Consider the following 17,013-nt stretch of genomic DNA (forward strand, 5'->3'; position numbering starts at 1 on the left):
ACCGGGGCGTGACGAAAGCATGAGTCGTCCGAGGCCGGAATGTCGCCCTCGAACGACGACGGACCGGGCCTGGCGGCCGGTCGCGACCTCTAGACCGGCGGCCGCTTGCGGCCGCGCACGAAGCCTCGGTCGGAAGCCATGAACCGCGCCAGCATCGGGGCGATCAGCTTGACCGGTTCGGCCGGCTTGGCGCCGGTTTCGGCCGCCAGGGCCTTGGCGTAGTCGACCAGGTCGCGATGCACCGCCGCGGGCAGATCCACCGTGACCTTGACCGGCGCATCGTCCTCCAGCGGCCCAAGCTTGAGCTTGCTCACGGGATCATCTCCTCCTGGTAGGGCTCCAGAACCAGGTCGCGGGACAACAGGACCCTGAGCGGCGCGCCGGGCCGGATGATCAGGGTCGGCGTCAACGAAAGGCCGCGTTCCACCGCCTGCTGGCCAACGTCGCTGACGGACTGGCTGGCGCCTCGGCGGATCGCCCGTTCCAGGTCGCTTCCGTCACTGGATTGCCCGGCCTCAGCTCCGATCGCCAACACTGTGCTCAAGGCCGCGGCGGCCAGCACCGCCTTGCCATGTCGGTCCACGCTGTCCTGCAGCCCCGCCATGCCTTGGGCGTCCGCGGCTGGCAACTTGTCCAGAACGATCGAACGCCCCGAAGGCAGGATCAGGCGGGTCCAGCCCACCGACAGCCGGCTCTGGCCAGCACGCGTTGTGGTCTCGTATTCCCCGATCAGTCGCGCGCCGGCCGGGATCAGTCGGTGGTGGCCGCCCAGGCTGTCATAGACGTCCTGGCTGACCTGGGCGACGGCGAGGCCCGCAGCATCGGACCGCAAGCCCGTGACCAAGGCGGCGGGAATGATCGATCCGGCCTGCAGCACATAGGGCGAGGCCGGAGCCTGCAAGCGCTCGGGACTGGTGGTTCGCTGGTCGGGGCCGGAGCTCTGCGGATCGCCGGCCACGACCGCTTCCCCATCCGGACGGCTAGGCTCGTCCAACGTGAACAGGCCGCTGGCGCGCGCCGCCCGCCTAGCCTGGATACGCAGATCGGGCCGGGCTGGAACCGAGCCTGATGGCGACGACATGGCCACCACAGGCGTTAGGGACGCCACCTTGGACGGCGTGGCGTCTCGCGACCGCTCGGCGCTGAGAATCGGCCGGCCAAGGTCTCCGGGCAGCGGCGGCCCCAGGACCGGCGCCGAACCACGATGCAGATAGTCCCTGGGCAAGCCCGAGATCTGTTCAGGTGGCGGCGCGGCAGGCTGGAAGACGGGTTGGGACACGGACCGGTCACGCTCTCTAAGCGACCAGGCCAGGGCGGTCGAAACGCCGATCGCCAGCACTCCGCCGGTCACGATCAGCGCCTTGCGAGAGACCCGCGCCACGGGCTTGGCGGCTCCGCGCAGGCGCAAATCTTTGGCGATGGCCTTCTGCTCTTGCTCGATCGCCTCGCTCACAGGTCGACCTCCCGATCGCCTGGCTGTCGATCGATCCGGACGCGGCGCTCCCAGCGCCTGAGCCCGAACCGCAGTTGGGCGTGGTCGAACAGGCGATCGACGACCAGCCGGCGACCGACCACGCGGTAGTTGACCAGTTCGGAGGTCCTGCCGTCCAGCCCTGTGATGAACAACGGCGGCAGATCGCTGAGGGCCACGGCTGGCCCGAACTCGACATAGGTCCGAACTCCGTCGTCGAAGACCCGCGCGGGCCGCCAGGGAGCCGCCCCCTTCAGCCGATAACCGAAGTTTAGGCGCGCCGGATCGGGGGCCGGCGGCGGGACGACGACGGGAGCCGGTCCGGGCGGGACAACGGCCGCCGTCGGCGGCTTGGCCGGCGTCGGATAGCGCCAGACGACCTGAGACAGGAAGGCGCGGCTGGAGGATCGAAGTTGCAGATGATAGGCGCGGCGGCTGGTGCTGATGATCAGATTGGTCGACAGGTCGGCCTGGACGGGCTTGACCAGGACGTGGACGCGCCGGCCCGCGCCCTCCCCGCTCGTGGTGTCGCCGATCACCCAGCGTACGGTGTCGCCGGCCGCGATCGGGTGGGATTGGACCAGGGTCTCGCCGGGCTCCAGCACGATGTCGGTGATCTGGCCCGGCGTGGCCACCAGGTCATAGACGCCGCGCTCGGCGAATTGAAACTCCGTGAAGGCCACGCCTTGGGGAGCTTCGGCGGCGGCCGCCGAGGCCGGCTGCGCCGCGCCGAGGACAGCCACCAGTGTCGCAATCGGCAGCAACCGGATCATGCGCCGTACTCCCGCGACCAGGACACGGCCCGCACGAAGATCCCGAACGGGTTCTTGACGAAAGCCTCGGGCGAAGTCGGCGCGACGATGACCAGCGTCAGGATCGCGCTCCAGCGTTGGGTCGAGACCAGTTGCCCGTCGACATAGCGCCGCTCGATCCAGGCCAGGCGGAAGCTGTCGGGCGAGGCGCGCACCACGTTGGTGACCTCGACCGACACCTGCGATCGGCCGACCTGGGCGAAGGGATCGGCGACCCGCGCGTACTCCGACAACGCCGCCGCACCGGCGGCGTCGACGAAGTCGTAGGCGCGCCGCCAGTTTTGCCCCAGCACCACCGCATCCGCCGGCACGGCGCGGGTGTTTTCGATGAAGCGCGACAGCGTCCAGGCTATCACCGCATCGGGGGGCCGGTAACCGCGCTGGGCCGGGCCGATCGCAAGGGTCTGACCCAGGCGATCGACCTCCACCACCCAGGGCGTGACCGAGCCGCGGGCGGCCTGCCAGATCATGCCGCCCGACTGGACGATGTTGCTGGCCAGCAAGCCCAATGCGATCAGCCGCCAGTTGGCGGCCTGGACGCGGGCGCTTCCGATGCGTTCGTCCCAGGCCTGGCCGGCCCGCTGGTACGGGGTTTCGGGGACGGGCGTCGCGCCCAGGCGCGCAGGCCCCTTGAACGGGTTCATCAGCTTTGCTCCGAGAGTGATGGACTGGCGCCGCCGCTATGGTCGTCGCCGCTGGCCAGGCCGTGGGCGGCCAGGCTCGCGCCATGGGCCAGGGCCTGTTGTTGCTTGAGCTCGCGCGCCCAGGACGGCGTCTCGGCGGCCTCGGCCGATCCGTCCGACGGAGTCCCCGAACCGGGTTCGCCGCCGCTCGGACCCGACGCGGACTTGGCCTGCACGCCACCCGCGACCGCTCCGCCGCCGGACCCCGGTCCGGAAGGACCGCCCCCGGGTCCCTCAGGCGTTGGCGCCCCGGGACCGGGCCTCGGGCCGCCGGGACCGCCCGCGCCTGCGGCGGCTGAAGCCAGGCTCGCGCCGCCGCCCGCCGCCATCTGCGCCGCGCCGGCCCCGACCATCGCCATGCCCGCGACCGTGAGACCGGTTCCGACCGCCGCGCCCAGGCCCAGTTGCGGCGCGCCCGATACCAGGCCAGAGGCAATCCCGGGACCAAAGATCGACAAGCCCAGCAAAGTCAGGGCGGCCAGCGCCATGGCCAGAACCTCCTCCAGGGTCGGCTGGCCTGAAGAGGCGCTGGTGAATTCGGAAAACAGGCTCGAGCCGATCCCGACGATCACCGCCAGGACCATGACCTTGACGCCTGAGGCGATGACATTGCCCAGCACGCGCTCGGCCAGGAAGGCGGTGCGACCAAACAGGGCGAAGGGCACGAGCACGAAGCCGGCCAGGGTGGTCAGCTTGAACTCGATCAGCACCACGAAGATCTGCACGGCGATGACGAAGAAAGCGACGATCACCAGCAGGGCCACAGCCAGCAGGATAACGATCTGGACGATGTTCTCGAAGAAGCCGGGAAAGCCGCCCAACTGGCTGGCCGCTTCAAGGATCGGCTTGCACGATGACACGCCCAGCGCCGCCAGCTTGCCCGGCCGCAGGAAGTCCTCGCTCGAGATCCCCGCCCCGGACGCCTTCAGGCCCAGACCCGAGAAGCTCTTGAGGATGATCAAGGTCAGGGCGTGGAAGTTGCCGATCAGGAAGGCGAAGAACCCGACATAGAGGGTCTTCTTGACCAGGCGCGCGGTCACATCGTCCTGAGCCCAGGCCCAAAACAGCGCCGCCAGGGTCATGTCGATGGCCACCAGGGTGGTGGAGAGGTAGCCGACCTCGCCGCCCAGCAAGCCAAACCCGCTGTCGATATGCCGGGTGTAGACGTCCAGCATCCGGTCGATGACGCCGGTGTCGCTCATGACGCGGGCCGTCCGAAGAACCGGTCTCGCGCCGCGGCCCAGGCGGCGCGACAGGCCAGGTCGCCCTGATCGGCCGTCCTGCACCGCGCAAGCTCGGCGTCGACCAAAGCAGGCGGCGCTGGTTTGGCCGGAGCCCGCGACGCCCTGCCCGCCAAGGCAGCGCCGCCAAGCAAGATGATCAGTGCGATTCCCCAGACGAGGGACCGGTTCATGGCTGCGACGCGACCCCCATGAACTTGGCGAAGCGCGCCTTGGCGTCGGCTCGCGCCGCCGCCCGATCGGCCGCCTCAAGCGCCTGGGCCCGGCCATTGGCGACCACCACCGCGGTGAGCGCGGCCAGTTGCTGCGCCTGCAAGGCCAGCAGCTGATTGCCCGCCTGTGCGGCCTGCAGCGCCCCGGCGGCGTCCTGGCTGGCCGACACCAGGCTCTGCATCTGCCCGCGACTGGTCTCCAGGCCTTCGACCACGCCGGCCTGCACCGTCAGCGCGTCCTGGAAGCCCGCCACCGAGGTCGTCCAGCGCGCCTCTGCCCGTGCGGTGAGATCCGCGTCGCTGGCCAGCAGATCGGCCAGTCCATAGCGCTGGTGAAAGGCCTCCTGGATATCCTGGACATTATAGGCCAGGGCCCGAGTCTGCCCGAGCAAGGCTTGGGTGGCGGCGACCTGGGCCTGCAGGGCCGACAGGGACGAGTATGGCAGGCTGGCCAGGTTCCTGGCCTGGCCGATCAGCATCTGGGCCTGGTTCTGCAGGCTGGTGATCTGGTTGTTGATCTGCTGCAGGGCTCGGGCGGCCTGCAGCACGTTCTGGGCATAGTTGCTGGGGTCATAGACCGCCACCTGGGCCCTGGCGGGCGGTGCCAAGGCGGGCGCCATGGTCATCGCGGCCGCGCCACAAAGCAGCGCCGTCATCCGGCGACGGGTCGGGCGGGATCGGTAAAGGCTCATCGGGAGGCCTCCGGAAGGGTGATGGACGTCAGGAGATCGGCCGCCCACGGCAGGCGGCGATGGCGCAGCCAGGCGGCGGCGAAGCTATCGGGACCATGGGCGGCGAGGACCTGGGCGATGTCGGCCTGGTCGGTCTTGGAGGAGGCCGCGCAAAACGCCTGGGCGATGGGGCCAAGGCCGAGGTCGAACAACCGCTCACCGGCTCGGGACTGGACGTAGTAGTCCCGCTTGGGCGTGGCGCTGGCCACGATGTCGATCTGCCGGTCGTTGAAGCCGAACCGGCGGTAGGCCGCCGCGCCCTGCGGGTCGCGCGCCCATCCGTTGGGCAGGAAGATCCGCGTCAGGCACAGTTCGGCGACGGCCGAGGCGATCGGGCTTTTCTCGATCTGTGACAACGACAGGGTCGTAAGGACAATGGATCCGTTCTTCTTGCGGATCAGGGCCAGCCACGCCTCGAGCTGCGGCCCAAAGATGGGGTCCACCAGAGCCAGCCAGGCTTCGTCCACCAGGATCAGGGTCGGTTGGCCGTCGAGATCCCGGGCCAGACGGTGGAAGAGATAGGCCAGCACGGCAGGCGCGGCGGACGTGCCCAGCAGCCCCTCGGTCTCGAAGGCCTGGATCGCGGCGGCGGCCAAGGCCTCGTGGTCGGCGTCGAGCAACCGTCCCCACGGACCGGCCAAGGTATAGGGGGTCAGGGCGTTCTTCAGCTCCAGGGTCGGCAGCAACGCGGCCAGACCCGTCAGGGTCCGCTCCGCGCGCGGGGCCGAAGCCAGGCTCGCCAGGGCCGACCAGAGGTGGTCACGCACGGTCGGGGTCACGACCACGCCTTGCCCCGACAGCAGGGCGGCGACCCAATCGATGGCCCAGACTCGCTCGGCGGGATCATCGACGCTGGCCAGGGGCTGCAACGCTACGGCGGGCCGCTCGGCGTCAAGCAACACCCCGCCCAGGTCGTGGAAGACGCCGCCCATGCCAAGCGTCGCGGCTCGGATCGAGCCGCCAAAATCGAAGGCGACGATCCGCGCGCCGGCGTAGCGCCGAAACTGCAAGGCCAACATCGCCAGAAGCACGCTCTTGCCCGCGCCCGTGGGCCCGACCACCAGGGTGTGACCCACATCGCCGACATGCAGCGACAGCCGAAAAGGCGTCGAGCCCTCGGTCCTGGCCATCAGCAACGGCGGGCCGCCCAAGTGCGGATTGAACCGGGGACCGGCCCAGACCGCCGACAGCGGGGCGATGTGGGCCAGGTTCAGGGTCGACAGCGGCGGCTGGCGGACATTGGCGTAGGTCTGGCCCGGCAAGGTCCCCAGCCAAGCCTCGACCGCGTTGATCCGCTCCTTGATGATCGAAAAATCGCGACCGGTGATGACCTTCTCGGCCAGGGCCAGCTTGGCGTCGACGCGTTCGGGATCGACATCCCAGACCACCAGGCTGGCGGTGACGAAGGCGTAGGCGACCGCGTCACCGCCGAGGTCCTGCAGGGCCAGGTCGGCCTCACAGGCCTTGTTGGCCGCATCATTGTCGACCAGGGCCGAGGGCTGCTGGGTCAAGGCCTCTTGCAAGAGGACACCGATCGACTTGCGCTTGGCGAACCACTGCCGCCGAATCTTGCCGATCAGGCGGCTGGCGTCGGCCTTGTCCAGACACAGGGCGCGGGTTGACCAGCGATAGGCGAATCCCAAGCGATTGAGCTCGTCCAGCAGCCCCGGCAGGGTGTGGCTCGGAAAACCGACGATGGTCAGGATCCGCAGGTGGGCGTCGCCCAACCTTGGCTCCAAGCCCCCGTCCAACGGCTGGGTGGCCAGCAGGGCATCCAATTGCATGGGGGTCTCGGGAACCCGGACGCCCTGGCGGCTGGTGGTCACCGCCCCGTGCAAAAAGCTCAAGGTCTGGGCGTCGTCCAGCCAATCGGCCTCACGGGTCAGGCCCTGGACCAGGGCCAGAAGGCGGTTGGAGCGGTCCATGAAATCGGCCAACTGGGCGCGCCAGTCGATCCCGGCGCGCTCGCGTCCTTCGACGAACAGGCCCTCCAGGCGCCCGGTCCGCTCGGTCGGCGGCAAGAAGACCAGAGTCAGGAAATGGCGGCTTTCGAAGTGGGCTCCCTCTTCCAGGAAGGCCTGGCGTCGCTCGATGTCGACCAGGGCCGAGACCGGATCGGGAAAGACGCTGTCCGGATAGGCCATGGCCGGATCGCGGCGGGCCTCGATGAAGATCGCCCAGCCCGAACCCAGGCGGCGCAGAGCGTTGTTCAGCCGAGCGGCGACGGCGGCGACCTCGGCGTCGCCCACCGAGTCCAGGTCCGGTCCCCGAAAGCTGGCGGTGCGTTGGAACGATCCGTCCTTGTTGAGCACCACGCCGGTGGCGATCAGGGCCGCCCACGGCAGGTAGTCGCACAAGAGCCTTGGCCGGCGGGCGTATTCGCGAAGGTCCAGCATCGGTCAGACCTCCAGTCGCGCTGGGATCCGCACGTGGCGGCGACCGACCTCGAAGACCAGCGGGTCGTGGCGCGCGGCCCAGACGGCCAGGCCGTGGCCGATCAGCCAGACGAGCAGGCCGACCAGCCACAGGCGAAGACCCAGGCCCAAGGCCGCCGCCAGGGTGCCGTTGACCAGGGCGATCGCGCGGGGCGCGCCGGCCAGGAGCATCGGTTGCGTCAGGGCCCGATGGACAGGCGCGGCGAAGCCACCGCTGCGATCGCCCGTCATCAGACCAGCGCTCCGCCGCCGAACGAGAAGAACGACAGGAAGAAGCTGGAGGCGGCGAACGCGATCGACAGGCCAAAGACGATCTGGATCATCTTGCGCGAGCCGCCGGAGGTGTCGCCGAAGGCCAGGGTCAGACCGGTGACGATGATGATGATCACCGCGATGATCTTGGCGACGGGCCCCTCGATCGACTCCAGAATCCGCTGCAGCGGCTCTTCCCACGGCATGGAGGATCCGGCGGCCTGGGCCGAGCGACTGGTCAGCAGGGCCGCCAGGGTCAGCGGCGCCAAACGGGCGACATAACCCAGGGGATCGAGCATCGATCCAGACAGCAGACGCGTGCGCAGGGAGCGCTCAGGATTGGCGGGCATCAGGCAGTCTCCTTGTTCGGGGGGCAGGCGGGGTTGAGCTGGTAGGCGCCGTCGGGGCCAAGGCCGCCAAGGCGGGCGAGATCGACCAGGCGGCGCTGAGCGCCGCGGCCGGCGATGACGGCGACAAGGTCGATGGTCTCGGCGATCAGGGCGCGTGGCACGGTGACCACCGCCTCCTGGATCAGTTGCTCGAGGCGCAGCAGCGCGCCCAAGGCTGAGCCGGCGTGCAGGGTGGCCACCCCGCCCGGATGGCCGGTGCCCCAGGCCTTGATCAGGTCGAGCGCCTCGGCGCCGCGGACCTCGCCGATGATGATCCGATCGGGGCGCAGGCGCAGGGAGGAGCGGACAAGATCCGCCAGGCTGGCCACACCGTCCCGGGTGCGCAGGGCCACCAGGTTGCGGGCCGGGCACTGCAGCTCGCGCACGTCCTCGATCAGCACGACGCGTTCGTCCAACGCGGCGACCTGCGCCAACAGCGCGTTGACCAGGGTGGTCTTGCCGCTGGAAGTCGGGCCGGCGACCAGGATGTTGCGGCGCTCAAGCACGGCGTCGGCAAGCGTCCTGGCCTGCTGCGCGCTCATCACCCCCTGCTCGACATAGGCATCGAGCGCAAAGACCATGCTGGCCGGCTTGCGCAGGGAGAAGGTCGGACCCGAGACCAGGGGCGGCAGCAGGCCCTCGAACCGTTCGCCGCCGCCCGGCAACTCGGCGGCCAGCCGCGGCCGGCCCGCATGGACTTCGACCCCGACGTGATGGGCGGCCAGGCGGATGATCCGTTCGCCGTCGGCCGCGCTCAGCGACAGGCCAGCGGATCTCAGTCCGACGTCGAACCGGTCGATCCACACCGCGCCGTCGGGATTGAGCATGACCTCGGCGACGCCGGGATCTTCCATTTGGGCCAGCAGCCGGGGACCAAGAGCCGTGCGCAGCATGCGATGGCTGCGCGACATCTCCAGATCAGGGTCGGAAGGCTCCACGGCGCGTCCCCGTTGCTTACGGGGACGAGTAAGAAGACCGCGTTTGCGTCGGCCTCAACAGCCAAATCGACCGAGACAACAGCGGCTACAGGAGAGAACCTGACGGCGGGTCATCCCTTGCGGCGACAGCCGACGCGTGATGGCGCTTGGGGTCGCGACGCCTCAGGCGATGAGATCTGCGTCGTCCACCGGGACCACGGCTGCGGTGAAACTGTCCAAGTCCGAGGCTGGACGACAACCTTCGTGTTCGCGACCCATCTAGAAGGCGTTTCCGCGCTTACCTCTGCGGGCCAAAGCGGGCTAGAGCCGCCCGATGCCCCTCCCCGCCGCCATCGCCGCCGCCCTCATCGTCTGCACCGCCCCGACCGTCCACGACGGCGACACCCTGCGCTGCGGTTCGGAGCGCGTGCGGCTTTTCGGCGTCGATGCGCCCGAGGTGCGACGCGGCCAGACCCCAGCCGAGCCCTTCGCCTATGAGGCCCGGGATGAGTTGATCCGCCTGACCCGTGGCCGCGTGGCCTGTCGGTTGGTCGCGCGCGACCGCTATGGGCGCTTTGTCGGCAAGTGCTGGTCCAGCGCCAGCCCGGACGTCAACGCCGCGCTCATCCGCTCGGGGCTCACCACCGAGTATCGTCGCTACAGCAAGGGCGCCTACGCCAAGGCTGAAGCGGACGCCAAGGCGGCGGGCCGTGGGCAATGGGCCGACGGCGGGGTCCCGGCCAAGCCGTGGGGCGTGGGCCCAAGCTCGCGACGTCAAGGACGGGACAGGCCGCCCGGGGCGACGCCTCAAACGGGCCTGGGCAGACCCGCGGCCAGCAGCTCGTCCCTGGTCACGTACCGCCCCGAACCATAATAGGCTTTCAAGCGCGCCGGATCGTTCTGGCTGGAATCCATCAGCCAGCGCGTGTGCCAGGTCATGAACCACAGCCAGTCGGCTTGCGGTCCGAGCAAGACCGGATCGGGGATGGGCCCGTTCTCGTGCAGGCAGATCGGCACGCTGTCGCCGACGATCGCCTTGACCGCTCCGAACATCGCCGCCAGCGGACCGTGGTCCTCGACATAGATGTCGGCGCCGGCGACATCGACCCGCTCGCGGCCGGGATACCAGGCCGGATCGACGTTCTGGCCGGCCCAGCCGAGCACCCAGATCAGGTTGTCCAGGCCCCGGCGGCGGGTGAACTCGTCATGCATCAGCGCCCATAGCGCCTTGAAGGCCTGCGGACCGTGCTTGCCCCACCAGAACCAGTCGCCGCTGAACTCGTGCAGCGGTCGCCAGAGCACCGGCACACGGCGGTCGCGCAGCACGGTCAGCAGGTCGGCGATCGCGTCCATGTCTCGATGCAGAGCCAGGTTCTGCGGCGTGCCCGGCTTCAGGGCCGCGATCAGGTCGATATCCTTCTTGGAGTTCTCGTATCCGGTCCCGATGTCCGGCGCGCCCCAGTGCCAGCACAGAGTGACGATCCCGCCCGAACGATGCCAGGCCGTGGCCCGCTCATTGACCGCGGCGTTGTCGCGCGGATCCATGTAGTCGAGGCCAAGGATGGCCGGCTGGCGGCCGGTCACCCGCGCAATGTAGTCCAGCTCGACGCGGGGGCCAGCGCGGGCCACGCCCAGCTCCTGTTGGCCGGTCAGGGTCTTGCGGCCGTAGAGGCTCCAGAGAAAGTCGTAGAGGGCGCGGGCCTGCGCCGAAGGCCGAGGATTGCTCAGGCGGCGTGACGGCGCCGCCTCGCCTGCCGCACCAACCGCCGCCAGCGCCAGGCCCGCGGCCAGGGTCGAACGCCTGGAGACCCTCATGCCATGCCCCTAGCCACGCTCGGAGAACCGGCCATAGGCGTCGATCCGACGGGCCAGCAGGTCAATCTCGCCGCCACAGATCTTCTGGCGCAGGAACAACAGCTCGGTGTAGGCCCGTGCGGACGACCACGCCGTCGGGGATCGCCACCGGCGGCCGCGGGACCAGCCGGCGCAGCACCCGGTAGTCGCCGCTTTCCTGCAGCGCCGCGGCCATCGCTTCCAGATCCAGGGCCGGCTCCTCCATACCGCCCGCATAGCATCAGAGCCGATTCCCAGGCCAGCCAACGCCTCATGCGGATCGATCCCCACTTCGCGTTCCCGTCGATTAAATCCCGGCCACCAACAAGAACAGTTACGGAACATTCTGGACATCCGCCATGCCCCCTCCCCCAAGAGGTCCAAGGCAGATGAAGTCGGCAACATTGACAGGGCGCGAGACAGTGATGAGGCTTTGCGCATTCTCCCGTCTTCGTCCCGACGCACGATAGAACGGCAAGCTCCCGGGGAGTCGGTCGTCCGTCATCGGGATGACCTCCAGGCGCTTACACAAAGGTCAAAACCCCCATGCTGTTTGGCCGTTCAGACTTGGCGGACTTTTCGTATTTCCTCGTGACCGCCAAGCACCGGAGCTTTCGCCGCGCGGCGCTGGAGCTGGGGATCAGCGCATCGGCGCTCAGCCACGCCATCAAGGGTCTGGAGTCCCGCCTAGGCGTGCGCTTGCTCAACCGCACCAACCGCAGCGTGACCTTGACCGCCGCCGGCGAGCAATTGCAGTCGGCGATCAGTTCGCCGTTCGATGAGATCGGACAGGCCGTGGAGGACCTCAACCGGTTCCGGGACGGCCCCTCCGGTCGCATCAGGCTGAACGTGCCAACCGACGCAGCCACCTTGCTGCTCGCGCCCGTCCTGCCCGCCTTCGTTGATCTCTACCCCGATATCGAGGTCGACGTCGCCGTCAGCAACCACATGATCGACGTGATCGACAGCGGCTTCGATGCGGGCATTCGCTATGGCGGCACCGTGCCCGAGGACATGATCGCCCAGCGCCTTTCGGCCGATCTGCGCTGGGTCGTGGCGGGCTCGCCGGCCTATCTTGATCGGTTCGGCGCGCCCGAGCATCCCGATGACCTCCATCAGCATCGTTGCCTGCGGTTTCGGCTGGGCGACGATCGCATGTATCGCTGGGAATTCGAACGCGATGGCGAGGAGATCCTGATCACTTCACCAGGAAGCCTCGTCCTTGATGAGACGGGGTTCATCCTGTCGCTGATGGCGGGCGGGGCCGGCCTCATGTACGCGCCGCAAGCCGTGGTCGCGCCGTTGGTGGAGCAAGGCAAGGCCAGGCTTGTGCTCGAGGATTGGACGACACCCGGACCCGGTTTCCACATCTACTATTCGAGTCGCCGGCACGTTCCGGTGGGCCTGCGGCTGCTGATCGAGCTGATCCGCGAAATGCGCCCCCTTGGGCTTTAGGCTGGTACGGGCCTTCGGAGCCGGGGCTGGCGCTCAACAGGCTCGACGGTGATCACGCGAGAACCATCGCGCGACCGCGACGGCGAATTTGCCTCGTCGGGTCGCAAACGCCAGCGCACCTAGTCACCATTAGCGCCCCTCCCAAACCTCGTTGGGCCAGCTCAAGACACCGCCTCGACAAGGCTTGGAAACCGAAGGCTCGCGACTTGGCCACGGCGCCACAGTCCCAGCCATGATGAGCGGAACTCACCGCCCCGATTAGGTCGCGGCGGATCGACCCTCCAGGCGGAAGACCTATTTTCCGCACCATGACAACGCATACCGCCATCGCCTCGCAGCCTGACGCCGACGCTCAAGTCCGCGGCGGCTGGAGCGCCGTCTTCGCCCTGACGCTTTGCGTCGCGACCTTGATCGCCTCGGAGTTCATGCCGGTCAGCCTGCTGACGCCGATCGCCGCCGACCTGCGCCTCAGCGAGGGCCTGGCCGGCCAGGCGATCTCGATCTCCGGCCTTTTCGCCGTCGTCACCAGCCTGGCCATCGGCCGGGTCGCACACGTCGACCGCCGCGCCCTGCTGCTGGGGCTGACCGCGCTGATGGGCGCCTCCGGCCTGCTGGTGGCGCTGGCCCCCAACGCGCCGCTGTTCATGGCCGGTCGCGCCCTGATCGGAGTCGTCATCGGCGGCTTCTGGTCGCTGTCGGCCGCGACCGTCATGCGGCTGGTTCCCGACAAGGATGTCCCGCGCGCCCTGGCGGTGCTGAACGGCGGCAACGCCCTGGCGACGATGATCGCCGCGCCGCTGGGCAGCTATCTTGGCCAGTTCATCGGCTGGCGCGGGGCCTTCTTCCTGGTCGTGCCGCTGGCCCTGGCGACCTTCGCCTGGCAGTGGCTGTCGGTCCCGACGATGCGCGTCCCGGCCGGTGCGTCCTCCAGCGTGCTGGGCGTGCTGAAGCGACCGCGCGCCAAGGCCGGCCTGCTGGGCATGGCGCTGCTGTTCGCCGGCCAGTTCGCACTGTTCACCTATCTGCGGCCGTTTCTCGAACAGGTCGTCCACCTGAACGCCTCGGCGCTGTCGTTCGTCCTGCTGGCGATGGGCGTGGCGGGCCTTGTCGGCACGGCGCTGATTGGCCGTGTGATCGGCAAGAGCCTGCGCCGGGTCCTGATCGCCGCGCCGCTGCTGATGGCGGCCACGGCCCTGGCCCTGCTCGTCGCCGGCGCCTCGCCTCCGGCCACCGCGATCCTGCTGATGGCCTGGGGCTTGGTAGGGACCGCCCTGCCGGTCGCCTGGTGGACCTGGCTGGCCCGCACCCTACCCGACGACACCGACGCCGGCGGCGGCCTGATGGTGGCGGTGATCCAGCTGGCCATCACCCTGGGCGCGGCCGGCGGCGGCCTGCTGTTCGACGCCGGCGGCTATCGCGCCACCTTCGCGGCCAGCGCCGCCTTGCTGGTCGCCGCCGCCATCGCCGGGGCGTTCAGCGCCCCCGGATCATCCCAGACGCAACGAGACGCCCATGCGACCTGACGAGACGAAATACGACCGCCGCACCCTGCTGCAACTCACCGGAGCCAGCCTCGCCGTCCTCGGCGCGGCGTCCCTGCCCTCTAGCGCGAAAGCCAAGCCCATGCCCACAGGCGCCGACAATTTCTACAAGAGCGACCGCGTGACCGTGCGCAAGGTCACCTTCAAGACCCAGTACCAGACGACGGTCGCGGCCAACCTCTTCCTGCCCAAGGACCTCGACCTGGGCGCCAAGACCGCCGCGATCGTGGTCGGCCACCCGATGGGCGCGGTTAAGGAGCAGAGCGCCAATCTCTACGCCACCAAGATGGCCGAACAGGGCTTCGTCGCCATGTCGCTTGACCTGCCGTTCTGGGGCGAGAGCGAGGGCTTGCCGCGCAACGCGGTTTCACCGGACTTCTACGCCGAAGCCTTCAGCGCCGCGGTCGACTTCCTGGGCACGCGCCCGTTCGTCGACCGCGAGCGCATCGGGGCGATCGGGGTCTGCGGCAGCGGCAGCTTCGTGATCAGCGCGGCCAAGATCGACCCCCGGATGAAGGCCATCGCCACGGTCAGCATGTACGACATGGGCGCGGCCAACCGCGACGCGCTGAACCATTCCCTGACCATCGTCCAGCGCAAGGCAATCATCGCCGCGGCGGCCCAGCAGCGCTACGCCGAGTTCGAAGGCGGCAAGACCGCCTACACCGGCGGCACGACCCACAGCCTGACGGCCGACACCGATCCGATCCAGCGCGAGTTCTACGACTTCTACCGAACGCCCCGCGGCGAGTTCACGCCGGTCGGTGGTTCGCCCGAGACCACGACGCACCCGACGCTGACCAGCAACGTCAAGTTCATGAACTTTTACCCGTTCAACGACATCGAGACGATCTCGCCGCGTCCGATGCTGTTCATCAGCGGCGACCAGGCCCACTCCAGGGAATTCAGCGCCGAAGCCTACCGCCGCGCCGCCGAGCCGAAGGAACTGGTCTGGGTTCCGGGGGCCGGCCACGTCGACCTCTACGACCGGGTGGACCTGATCCCGTTCGACAAGCTGACCGGCTTCTTCAAGCAGCATCTCGCGGCGTAACGGCCCGCTCAGCGTTGGACATCAAGGAGACCCCTCATGCGTCGCTCGTTGTTGATCGCCGCCGGCGTCGCCCTTCTCTCCACGGGACACGCCATGGCTCAAGACCGCATCCTGATCACCTCCCAGTGGGGCAACGTCACGGCCGAGCTGGCCGACAATCCCGCCGCCCGCGCGCTCGCCCAAAGGCTGCCCTTGACGATTGAGATGAGCGACCACCTGCGCCAGGAGAAGACCGGCGCCCTGTCCGCGCCGCTCCCGCGGGCCACGCGGCGGATCGACTTCGCGGCGGGCACGCTGGGCCTCTGGGGACCGGATCACTTCGTGATCTACTATCGCAACGGCCGCGTTCCGCAGCCCGGCATTGTCGTCCTCGGCAAGGTGACTGGCGATGTATCGATCTTCGACCGGCCAGGGCCTGTCTCGGTTCAGTTGCGCCGAGCCGACTAGGGGGTCTTGCCGGCCATGACCCTAGCCTTCCGCAGTCGCTGCATCGTCCTTGGCGCGTTCATCGTGATGCTGTCCGCGCCCGCGGCCTGGCCTCTATCCGCTCAATCCCCGCCAAGATTGGAGACCGACATGCAGCTCTTCCGTAACGGCTCGCGGCCCGCGCAAGCGGGCCCCGCCGACTGGTTCACCGGCTCGGTGCGGATCGATCCGCTCTATACGGCCGAGGCGCCTGCGCGGGTCGGCGCGGCCCAGGTGACCTTTGAGCCCGGTGCGCGAACGGCCTGGCACACCCATCCACTTGGCCAGATTCTGGTGGTGACTTCCGGCGTCGGCTGGACGCAGTGCGAAGGCGAGTCCGTCGTCGAGATCCGCGCCGGCGACGTGATCTGGTGTCCGCCCGGCCACCGCCACTGGCACGGCGCCACGCCCACCACCGCCATGACCCACATCGCCATCCAAGAAGCGCTGAACGGCTCGCCGGTCACTTGGATGGAGAAGGTTTCGGACGAGCAGTACGCGGCCGGGCCGACCGCGCAGCAATGAGGCTCACGTACCGAGAAATCCGTAGAGGTGAAGAGATGATTTTGACCGAAACCTACACGCTCTCCAATGGAGTCCGCATTCCCAAGCTCGGGCTGGGCACCTGGCGGATCGAGGACGGCAAGGCCGCGGACGTTGTCCGCCAGGCTGTGAAGATCGGCTACCGCCACGTCGATACGGCTCAGGCCTATGGTAACGAGCACGGCGTCGGCGAAGGCCTGCGCACCAGCGGCGTCCCACGTGAGGACCTGTTCGTCACGACGAAGATCGATGCGGCGGTCAAGACCTACGCCGGCGCCAAGGCCAGCATCGATGGATCGCTAAGGGCGCTGGGCTTGGACGTCATCGACCTGATGATCATCCATAGCCCTCAGCCGTGGACGGCCTTCCGACAGGGCGAGCACTTCTTCGAGGGCAATCTTGAGGTCTGGCGCGCGCTTGAGGAGGCCCATGCCGCCGGCAGGCTCCGCGCGATCGGGGTCTCGAACTTCGAGCGGGTCGATCTGGAGAACATCCTGGACAAGGGGAGCGTGAAGCCCGCGGTCAACCAGGTCCTCGGACACGTGGGCAATACACCCTTCGACCTTATCGCCTACTGCAACGAACAGGACGTGCTGGTGGAGGCCTACTCGCCGGTTGCGCATGGGGCGATGCTCGACGACCCGACCGTCGGCTCAATGGCCAAGCGTTACGGGGTCTCCGTACCCCAGCTTTGCATTCGCTATTGTCTGCAGCTTGGACTGCTGCCGCTGCCGAAGACGACGAACCCTGACCACATGCGCGCGAACGCCTCGGTCGATTTTGAGATCGCCGACGTGGACATGGACCAGTTGAAGGGAGCCGAACGCTTTAGGAATTACGGCGACGCGAGCGTTTTTCCGGTGTTCGGCGGCAAGCTGTAGATCGCCTCCTCCATGGCGTCCGCACCTTCATCGGGCCGCCTATTGGGCCGCAGGCCGCCTCGACGATGCGCCCGGAGGCGACCCGCGCGATGAACGCTCGC

Annotated in this window: 20 protein-coding genes; 7 read left to right on the plus strand and 13 right to left on the minus strand. The window is 68.6% G+C overall.

Annotated elements, in window-relative coordinates; genetic code table 11:
- Positions 1–89 precede the first annotated feature (89 nt).
- Genes G3M57_RS17835 through trbB form a run of 11 tightly spaced genes read right to left on the minus strand, consistent with a single transcriptional unit; the run spans position 90 to position 9,119 of the window.
- Positions 90–314, minus strand: coding sequence for a DUF2274 domain-containing protein (locus G3M57_RS17835; protein WP_163232064.1), 225 nt, complete (start codon positions 312–314; stop codon positions 90–92).
- The gene (locus G3M57_RS17840; protein ID WP_163232066.1) at positions 311–1,453 is read right to left on the minus strand and encodes a TraB/TrbI/VirB10 family type IV secretion system protein; all 1,143 of its coding nucleotides are present in this window, start codon (positions 1,451–1,453) and stop codon (positions 311–313) included. Before G3M57_RS17840 ends, G3M57_RS17835 begins: the two co-directional genes overlap by 4 nt.
- On the minus strand, positions 1,450–2,244 hold the full coding sequence (trbG, locus tag G3M57_RS17845) for a P-type conjugative transfer protein TrbG (RefSeq protein ID WP_163232068.1): 795 nt from the start codon (positions 2,242–2,244) through the stop codon (positions 1,450–1,452). The genes G3M57_RS17840 and trbG overlap by 4 nt, the downstream gene beginning before the upstream one ends.
- Complete coding sequence (gene trbF / locus G3M57_RS17850; RefSeq protein ID WP_163232070.1) at positions 2,241–2,927, minus strand: conjugal transfer protein TrbF; 687 nt, start codon at positions 2,925–2,927, stop codon at positions 2,241–2,243. Before trbF ends, trbG begins: the two co-directional genes overlap by 4 nt.
- On the minus strand, positions 2,927–4,168 hold the full coding sequence (trbL, locus tag G3M57_RS17855; protein WP_163232072.1) for a P-type conjugative transfer protein TrbL: 1,242 nt from the start codon (positions 4,166–4,168) through the stop codon (positions 2,927–2,929). The genes trbF and trbL overlap by 1 nt, the downstream gene beginning before the upstream one ends.
- Positions 4,165–4,380, minus strand: coding sequence for a putative entry exclusion protein TrbK-alt (gene trbK-alt / locus G3M57_RS17860; RefSeq protein ID WP_163232074.1), 216 nt, complete (start codon positions 4,378–4,380; stop codon positions 4,165–4,167). Before trbK-alt ends, trbL begins: the two co-directional genes overlap by 4 nt.
- Positions 4,377–5,111 carry a P-type conjugative transfer protein TrbJ gene (gene trbJ, locus G3M57_RS17865; RefSeq protein WP_163232076.1) on the minus strand — a complete coding sequence of 245 codons (735 nt, stop codon included), beginning with the start codon at positions 5,109–5,111 and terminating at the stop codon, positions 4,377–4,379. Before trbJ ends, trbK-alt begins: the two co-directional genes overlap by 4 nt.
- Complete coding sequence (gene trbE, locus G3M57_RS17870; RefSeq protein WP_163232078.1) at positions 5,108–7,546, minus strand: conjugal transfer protein TrbE; 2,439 nt, start codon at positions 7,544–7,546, stop codon at positions 5,108–5,110. Before trbE ends, trbJ begins: the two co-directional genes overlap by 4 nt.
- Positions 7,547–7,549: 3 nt before the next feature.
- Positions 7,550–7,816, minus strand: coding sequence for a VirB3 family type IV secretion system protein (locus G3M57_RS17875; protein WP_163232080.1), 267 nt, complete (start codon positions 7,814–7,816; stop codon positions 7,550–7,552).
- On the minus strand, positions 7,816–8,136 hold the full coding sequence (locus G3M57_RS17880; protein ID WP_163233781.1) for a TrbC/VirB2 family type IV secretion system protein: 321 nt from the start codon (positions 8,134–8,136) through the stop codon (positions 7,816–7,818). Before G3M57_RS17880 ends, G3M57_RS17875 begins: the two co-directional genes overlap by 1 nt.
- A gap of 50 nt (positions 8,137–8,186) precedes the next feature.
- Positions 8,187–9,119, minus strand: a complete 933-nt coding sequence (gene trbB / locus G3M57_RS17885) for a P-type conjugative transfer ATPase TrbB (RefSeq protein ID WP_188916146.1) — start codon at positions 9,117–9,119, stop codon at positions 8,187–8,189.
- 358 nt (positions 9,120–9,477) lie between these two features.
- On the opposite strand from trbB, the gene G3M57_RS17890 reads away from it, so the two are divergent.
- The gene (locus tag G3M57_RS17890) at positions 9,478–10,017 is read left to right on the plus strand and encodes a thermonuclease family protein (protein WP_163232084.1); all 540 of its coding nucleotides are present in this window, start codon (positions 9,478–9,480) and stop codon (positions 10,015–10,017) included.
- Here the strand turns inward: G3M57_RS17890 and G3M57_RS17895 are convergent.
- Positions 9,951–10,958, minus strand: coding sequence for a glycosyl hydrolase (locus tag G3M57_RS17895; protein ID WP_230983661.1), 1,008 nt, complete (start codon positions 10,956–10,958; stop codon positions 9,951–9,953). The genes G3M57_RS17890 and G3M57_RS17895 overlap by 67 nt on opposite strands.
- Before the next feature lie 61 nt (positions 10,959–11,019).
- Positions 11,020–11,202 (minus strand): hypothetical protein, encoded by a 183-nt coding sequence (locus G3M57_RS27170; protein ID WP_208789615.1) that lies wholly within the window; start codon positions 11,200–11,202, stop codon positions 11,020–11,022.
- A 320-nt stretch (positions 11,203–11,522) separates the two neighbouring features.
- On the opposite strand from G3M57_RS27170, the gene G3M57_RS17905 reads away from it, so the two are divergent.
- The 6 genes from G3M57_RS17905 to G3M57_RS17930 all read left to right on the plus strand — a co-directional run bounded on the left by G3M57_RS17905 (position 11,523) and on the right by G3M57_RS17930 (position 16,912).
- Entirely contained in the window at positions 11,523–12,431 is a 909-nt protein-coding gene (locus G3M57_RS17905) for a LysR family transcriptional regulator (protein ID WP_163232086.1), read from the plus strand.
- A gap of 308 nt (positions 12,432–12,739) precedes the next feature.
- The gene (locus tag G3M57_RS17910; protein WP_163232088.1) at positions 12,740–13,954 is read left to right on the plus strand and encodes an MFS transporter; all 1,215 of its coding nucleotides are present in this window, start codon (positions 12,740–12,742) and stop codon (positions 13,952–13,954) included.
- A complete protein-coding gene (locus G3M57_RS17915) occupies positions 13,944–15,023 on the plus strand; it encodes an alpha/beta hydrolase (protein ID WP_163232090.1) in 1,080 nt (359 codons plus the stop codon). The genes G3M57_RS17910 and G3M57_RS17915 overlap by 11 nt, the downstream gene beginning before the upstream one ends.
- Positions 15,024–15,059: 36 nt before the next feature.
- Positions 15,060–15,470: a cyclophilin-like fold protein gene (locus G3M57_RS17920; RefSeq protein WP_163232092.1), complete on the plus strand. Its 411-nt coding sequence runs from the start codon at positions 15,060–15,062 to the stop codon at positions 15,468–15,470.
- Between the two features lie 129 nt (positions 15,471–15,599).
- Positions 15,600–16,013 (plus strand): (R)-mandelonitrile lyase, encoded by a 414-nt coding sequence (locus G3M57_RS17925; protein WP_057184986.1) that lies wholly within the window; start codon positions 15,600–15,602, stop codon positions 16,011–16,013.
- A 35-nt stretch (positions 16,014–16,048) separates the two neighbouring features.
- Positions 16,049–16,912 carry an aldo/keto reductase gene (locus G3M57_RS17930; protein WP_163232095.1) on the plus strand — a complete coding sequence of 288 codons (864 nt, stop codon included), beginning with the start codon at positions 16,049–16,051 and terminating at the stop codon, positions 16,910–16,912.
- The last annotated feature ends 101 nt before the right edge of the window (positions 16,913–17,013 follow it).

The sequence above is a fragment of the Caulobacter rhizosphaerae genome (genome assembly GCF_010977555.1).
In the GTDB taxonomy this organism is placed as follows: Bacteria; Pseudomonadota; Alphaproteobacteria; order Caulobacterales; family Caulobacteraceae; genus Caulobacter; species Caulobacter rhizosphaerae.

What these genes read in the sequence shown, in the direction of transcription:
- G3M57_RS17915 (WP_163232090.1), top strand. Translation starts at nt 13,944, where the DNA reads ATGCGACCTGACGAGACGAAATACGACCGCCGCACCCTGCTGCAACTC.
- trbB (WP_188916146.1), bottom strand. Translation starts at nt 9,119, where the DNA reads ATGCTGCGCACGGCTCTTGGTCCCCGGCTGCTGGCCCAAATGGAAGAT.
- G3M57_RS17920 (WP_163232092.1), top strand. Translation starts at nt 15,060, where the DNA reads ATGCGTCGCTCGTTGTTGATCGCCGCCGGCGTCGCCCTTCTCTCCACG.
- trbK-alt (WP_163232074.1), bottom strand. Translation starts at nt 4,380, where the DNA reads ATGAACCGGTCCCTCGTCTGGGGAATCGCACTGATCATCTTGCTTGGC.
- trbJ (WP_163232076.1), bottom strand. Translation starts at nt 5,111, where the DNA reads ATGAGCCTTTACCGATCCCGCCCGACCCGTCGCCGGATGACGGCGCTG.
- G3M57_RS17875 (WP_163232080.1), bottom strand. Translation starts at nt 7,816, where the DNA reads ATGACGGGCGATCGCAGCGGTGGCTTCGCCGCGCCTGTCCATCGGGCC.
- trbL (WP_163232072.1), bottom strand. Translation starts at nt 4,168, where the DNA reads ATGAGCGACACCGGCGTCATCGACCGGATGCTGGACGTCTACACCCGG.
- G3M57_RS17905 (WP_163232086.1), top strand. Translation starts at nt 11,523, where the DNA reads ATGCTGTTTGGCCGTTCAGACTTGGCGGACTTTTCGTATTTCCTCGTG.
- G3M57_RS17895 (WP_230983661.1), bottom strand. Translation starts at nt 10,958, where the DNA reads ATGAGGGTCTCCAGGCGTTCGACCCTGGCCGCGGGCCTGGCGCTGGCG.
- trbG (WP_163232068.1), bottom strand. Translation starts at nt 2,244, where the DNA reads ATGATCCGGTTGCTGCCGATTGCGACACTGGTGGCTGTCCTCGGCGCG.
- G3M57_RS17925 (WP_057184986.1), top strand. Translation starts at nt 15,600, where the DNA reads ATGCAGCTCTTCCGTAACGGCTCGCGGCCCGCGCAAGCGGGCCCCGCC.
- G3M57_RS27170 (WP_208789615.1), bottom strand. Translation starts at nt 11,202, where the DNA reads ATGGAGGAGCCGGCCCTGGATCTGGAAGCGATGGCCGCGGCGCTGCAG.
- G3M57_RS17890 (WP_163232084.1), top strand. Translation starts at nt 9,478, where the DNA reads ATGCCCCTCCCCGCCGCCATCGCCGCCGCCCTCATCGTCTGCACCGCC.
- G3M57_RS17930 (WP_163232095.1), top strand. Translation starts at nt 16,049, where the DNA reads ATGATTTTGACCGAAACCTACACGCTCTCCAATGGAGTCCGCATTCCC.
- G3M57_RS17880 (WP_163233781.1), bottom strand. Translation starts at nt 8,136, where the DNA reads ATGCTCGATCCCCTGGGTTATGTCGCCCGTTTGGCGCCGCTGACCCTG.
- G3M57_RS17910 (WP_163232088.1), top strand. Translation starts at nt 12,740, where the DNA reads ATGACAACGCATACCGCCATCGCCTCGCAGCCTGACGCCGACGCTCAA.
- trbE (WP_163232078.1), bottom strand. Translation starts at nt 7,546, where the DNA reads ATGCTGGACCTTCGCGAATACGCCCGCCGGCCAAGGCTCTTGTGCGAC.
- trbF (WP_163232070.1), bottom strand. Translation starts at nt 2,927, where the DNA reads ATGAACCCGTTCAAGGGGCCTGCGCGCCTGGGCGCGACGCCCGTCCCC.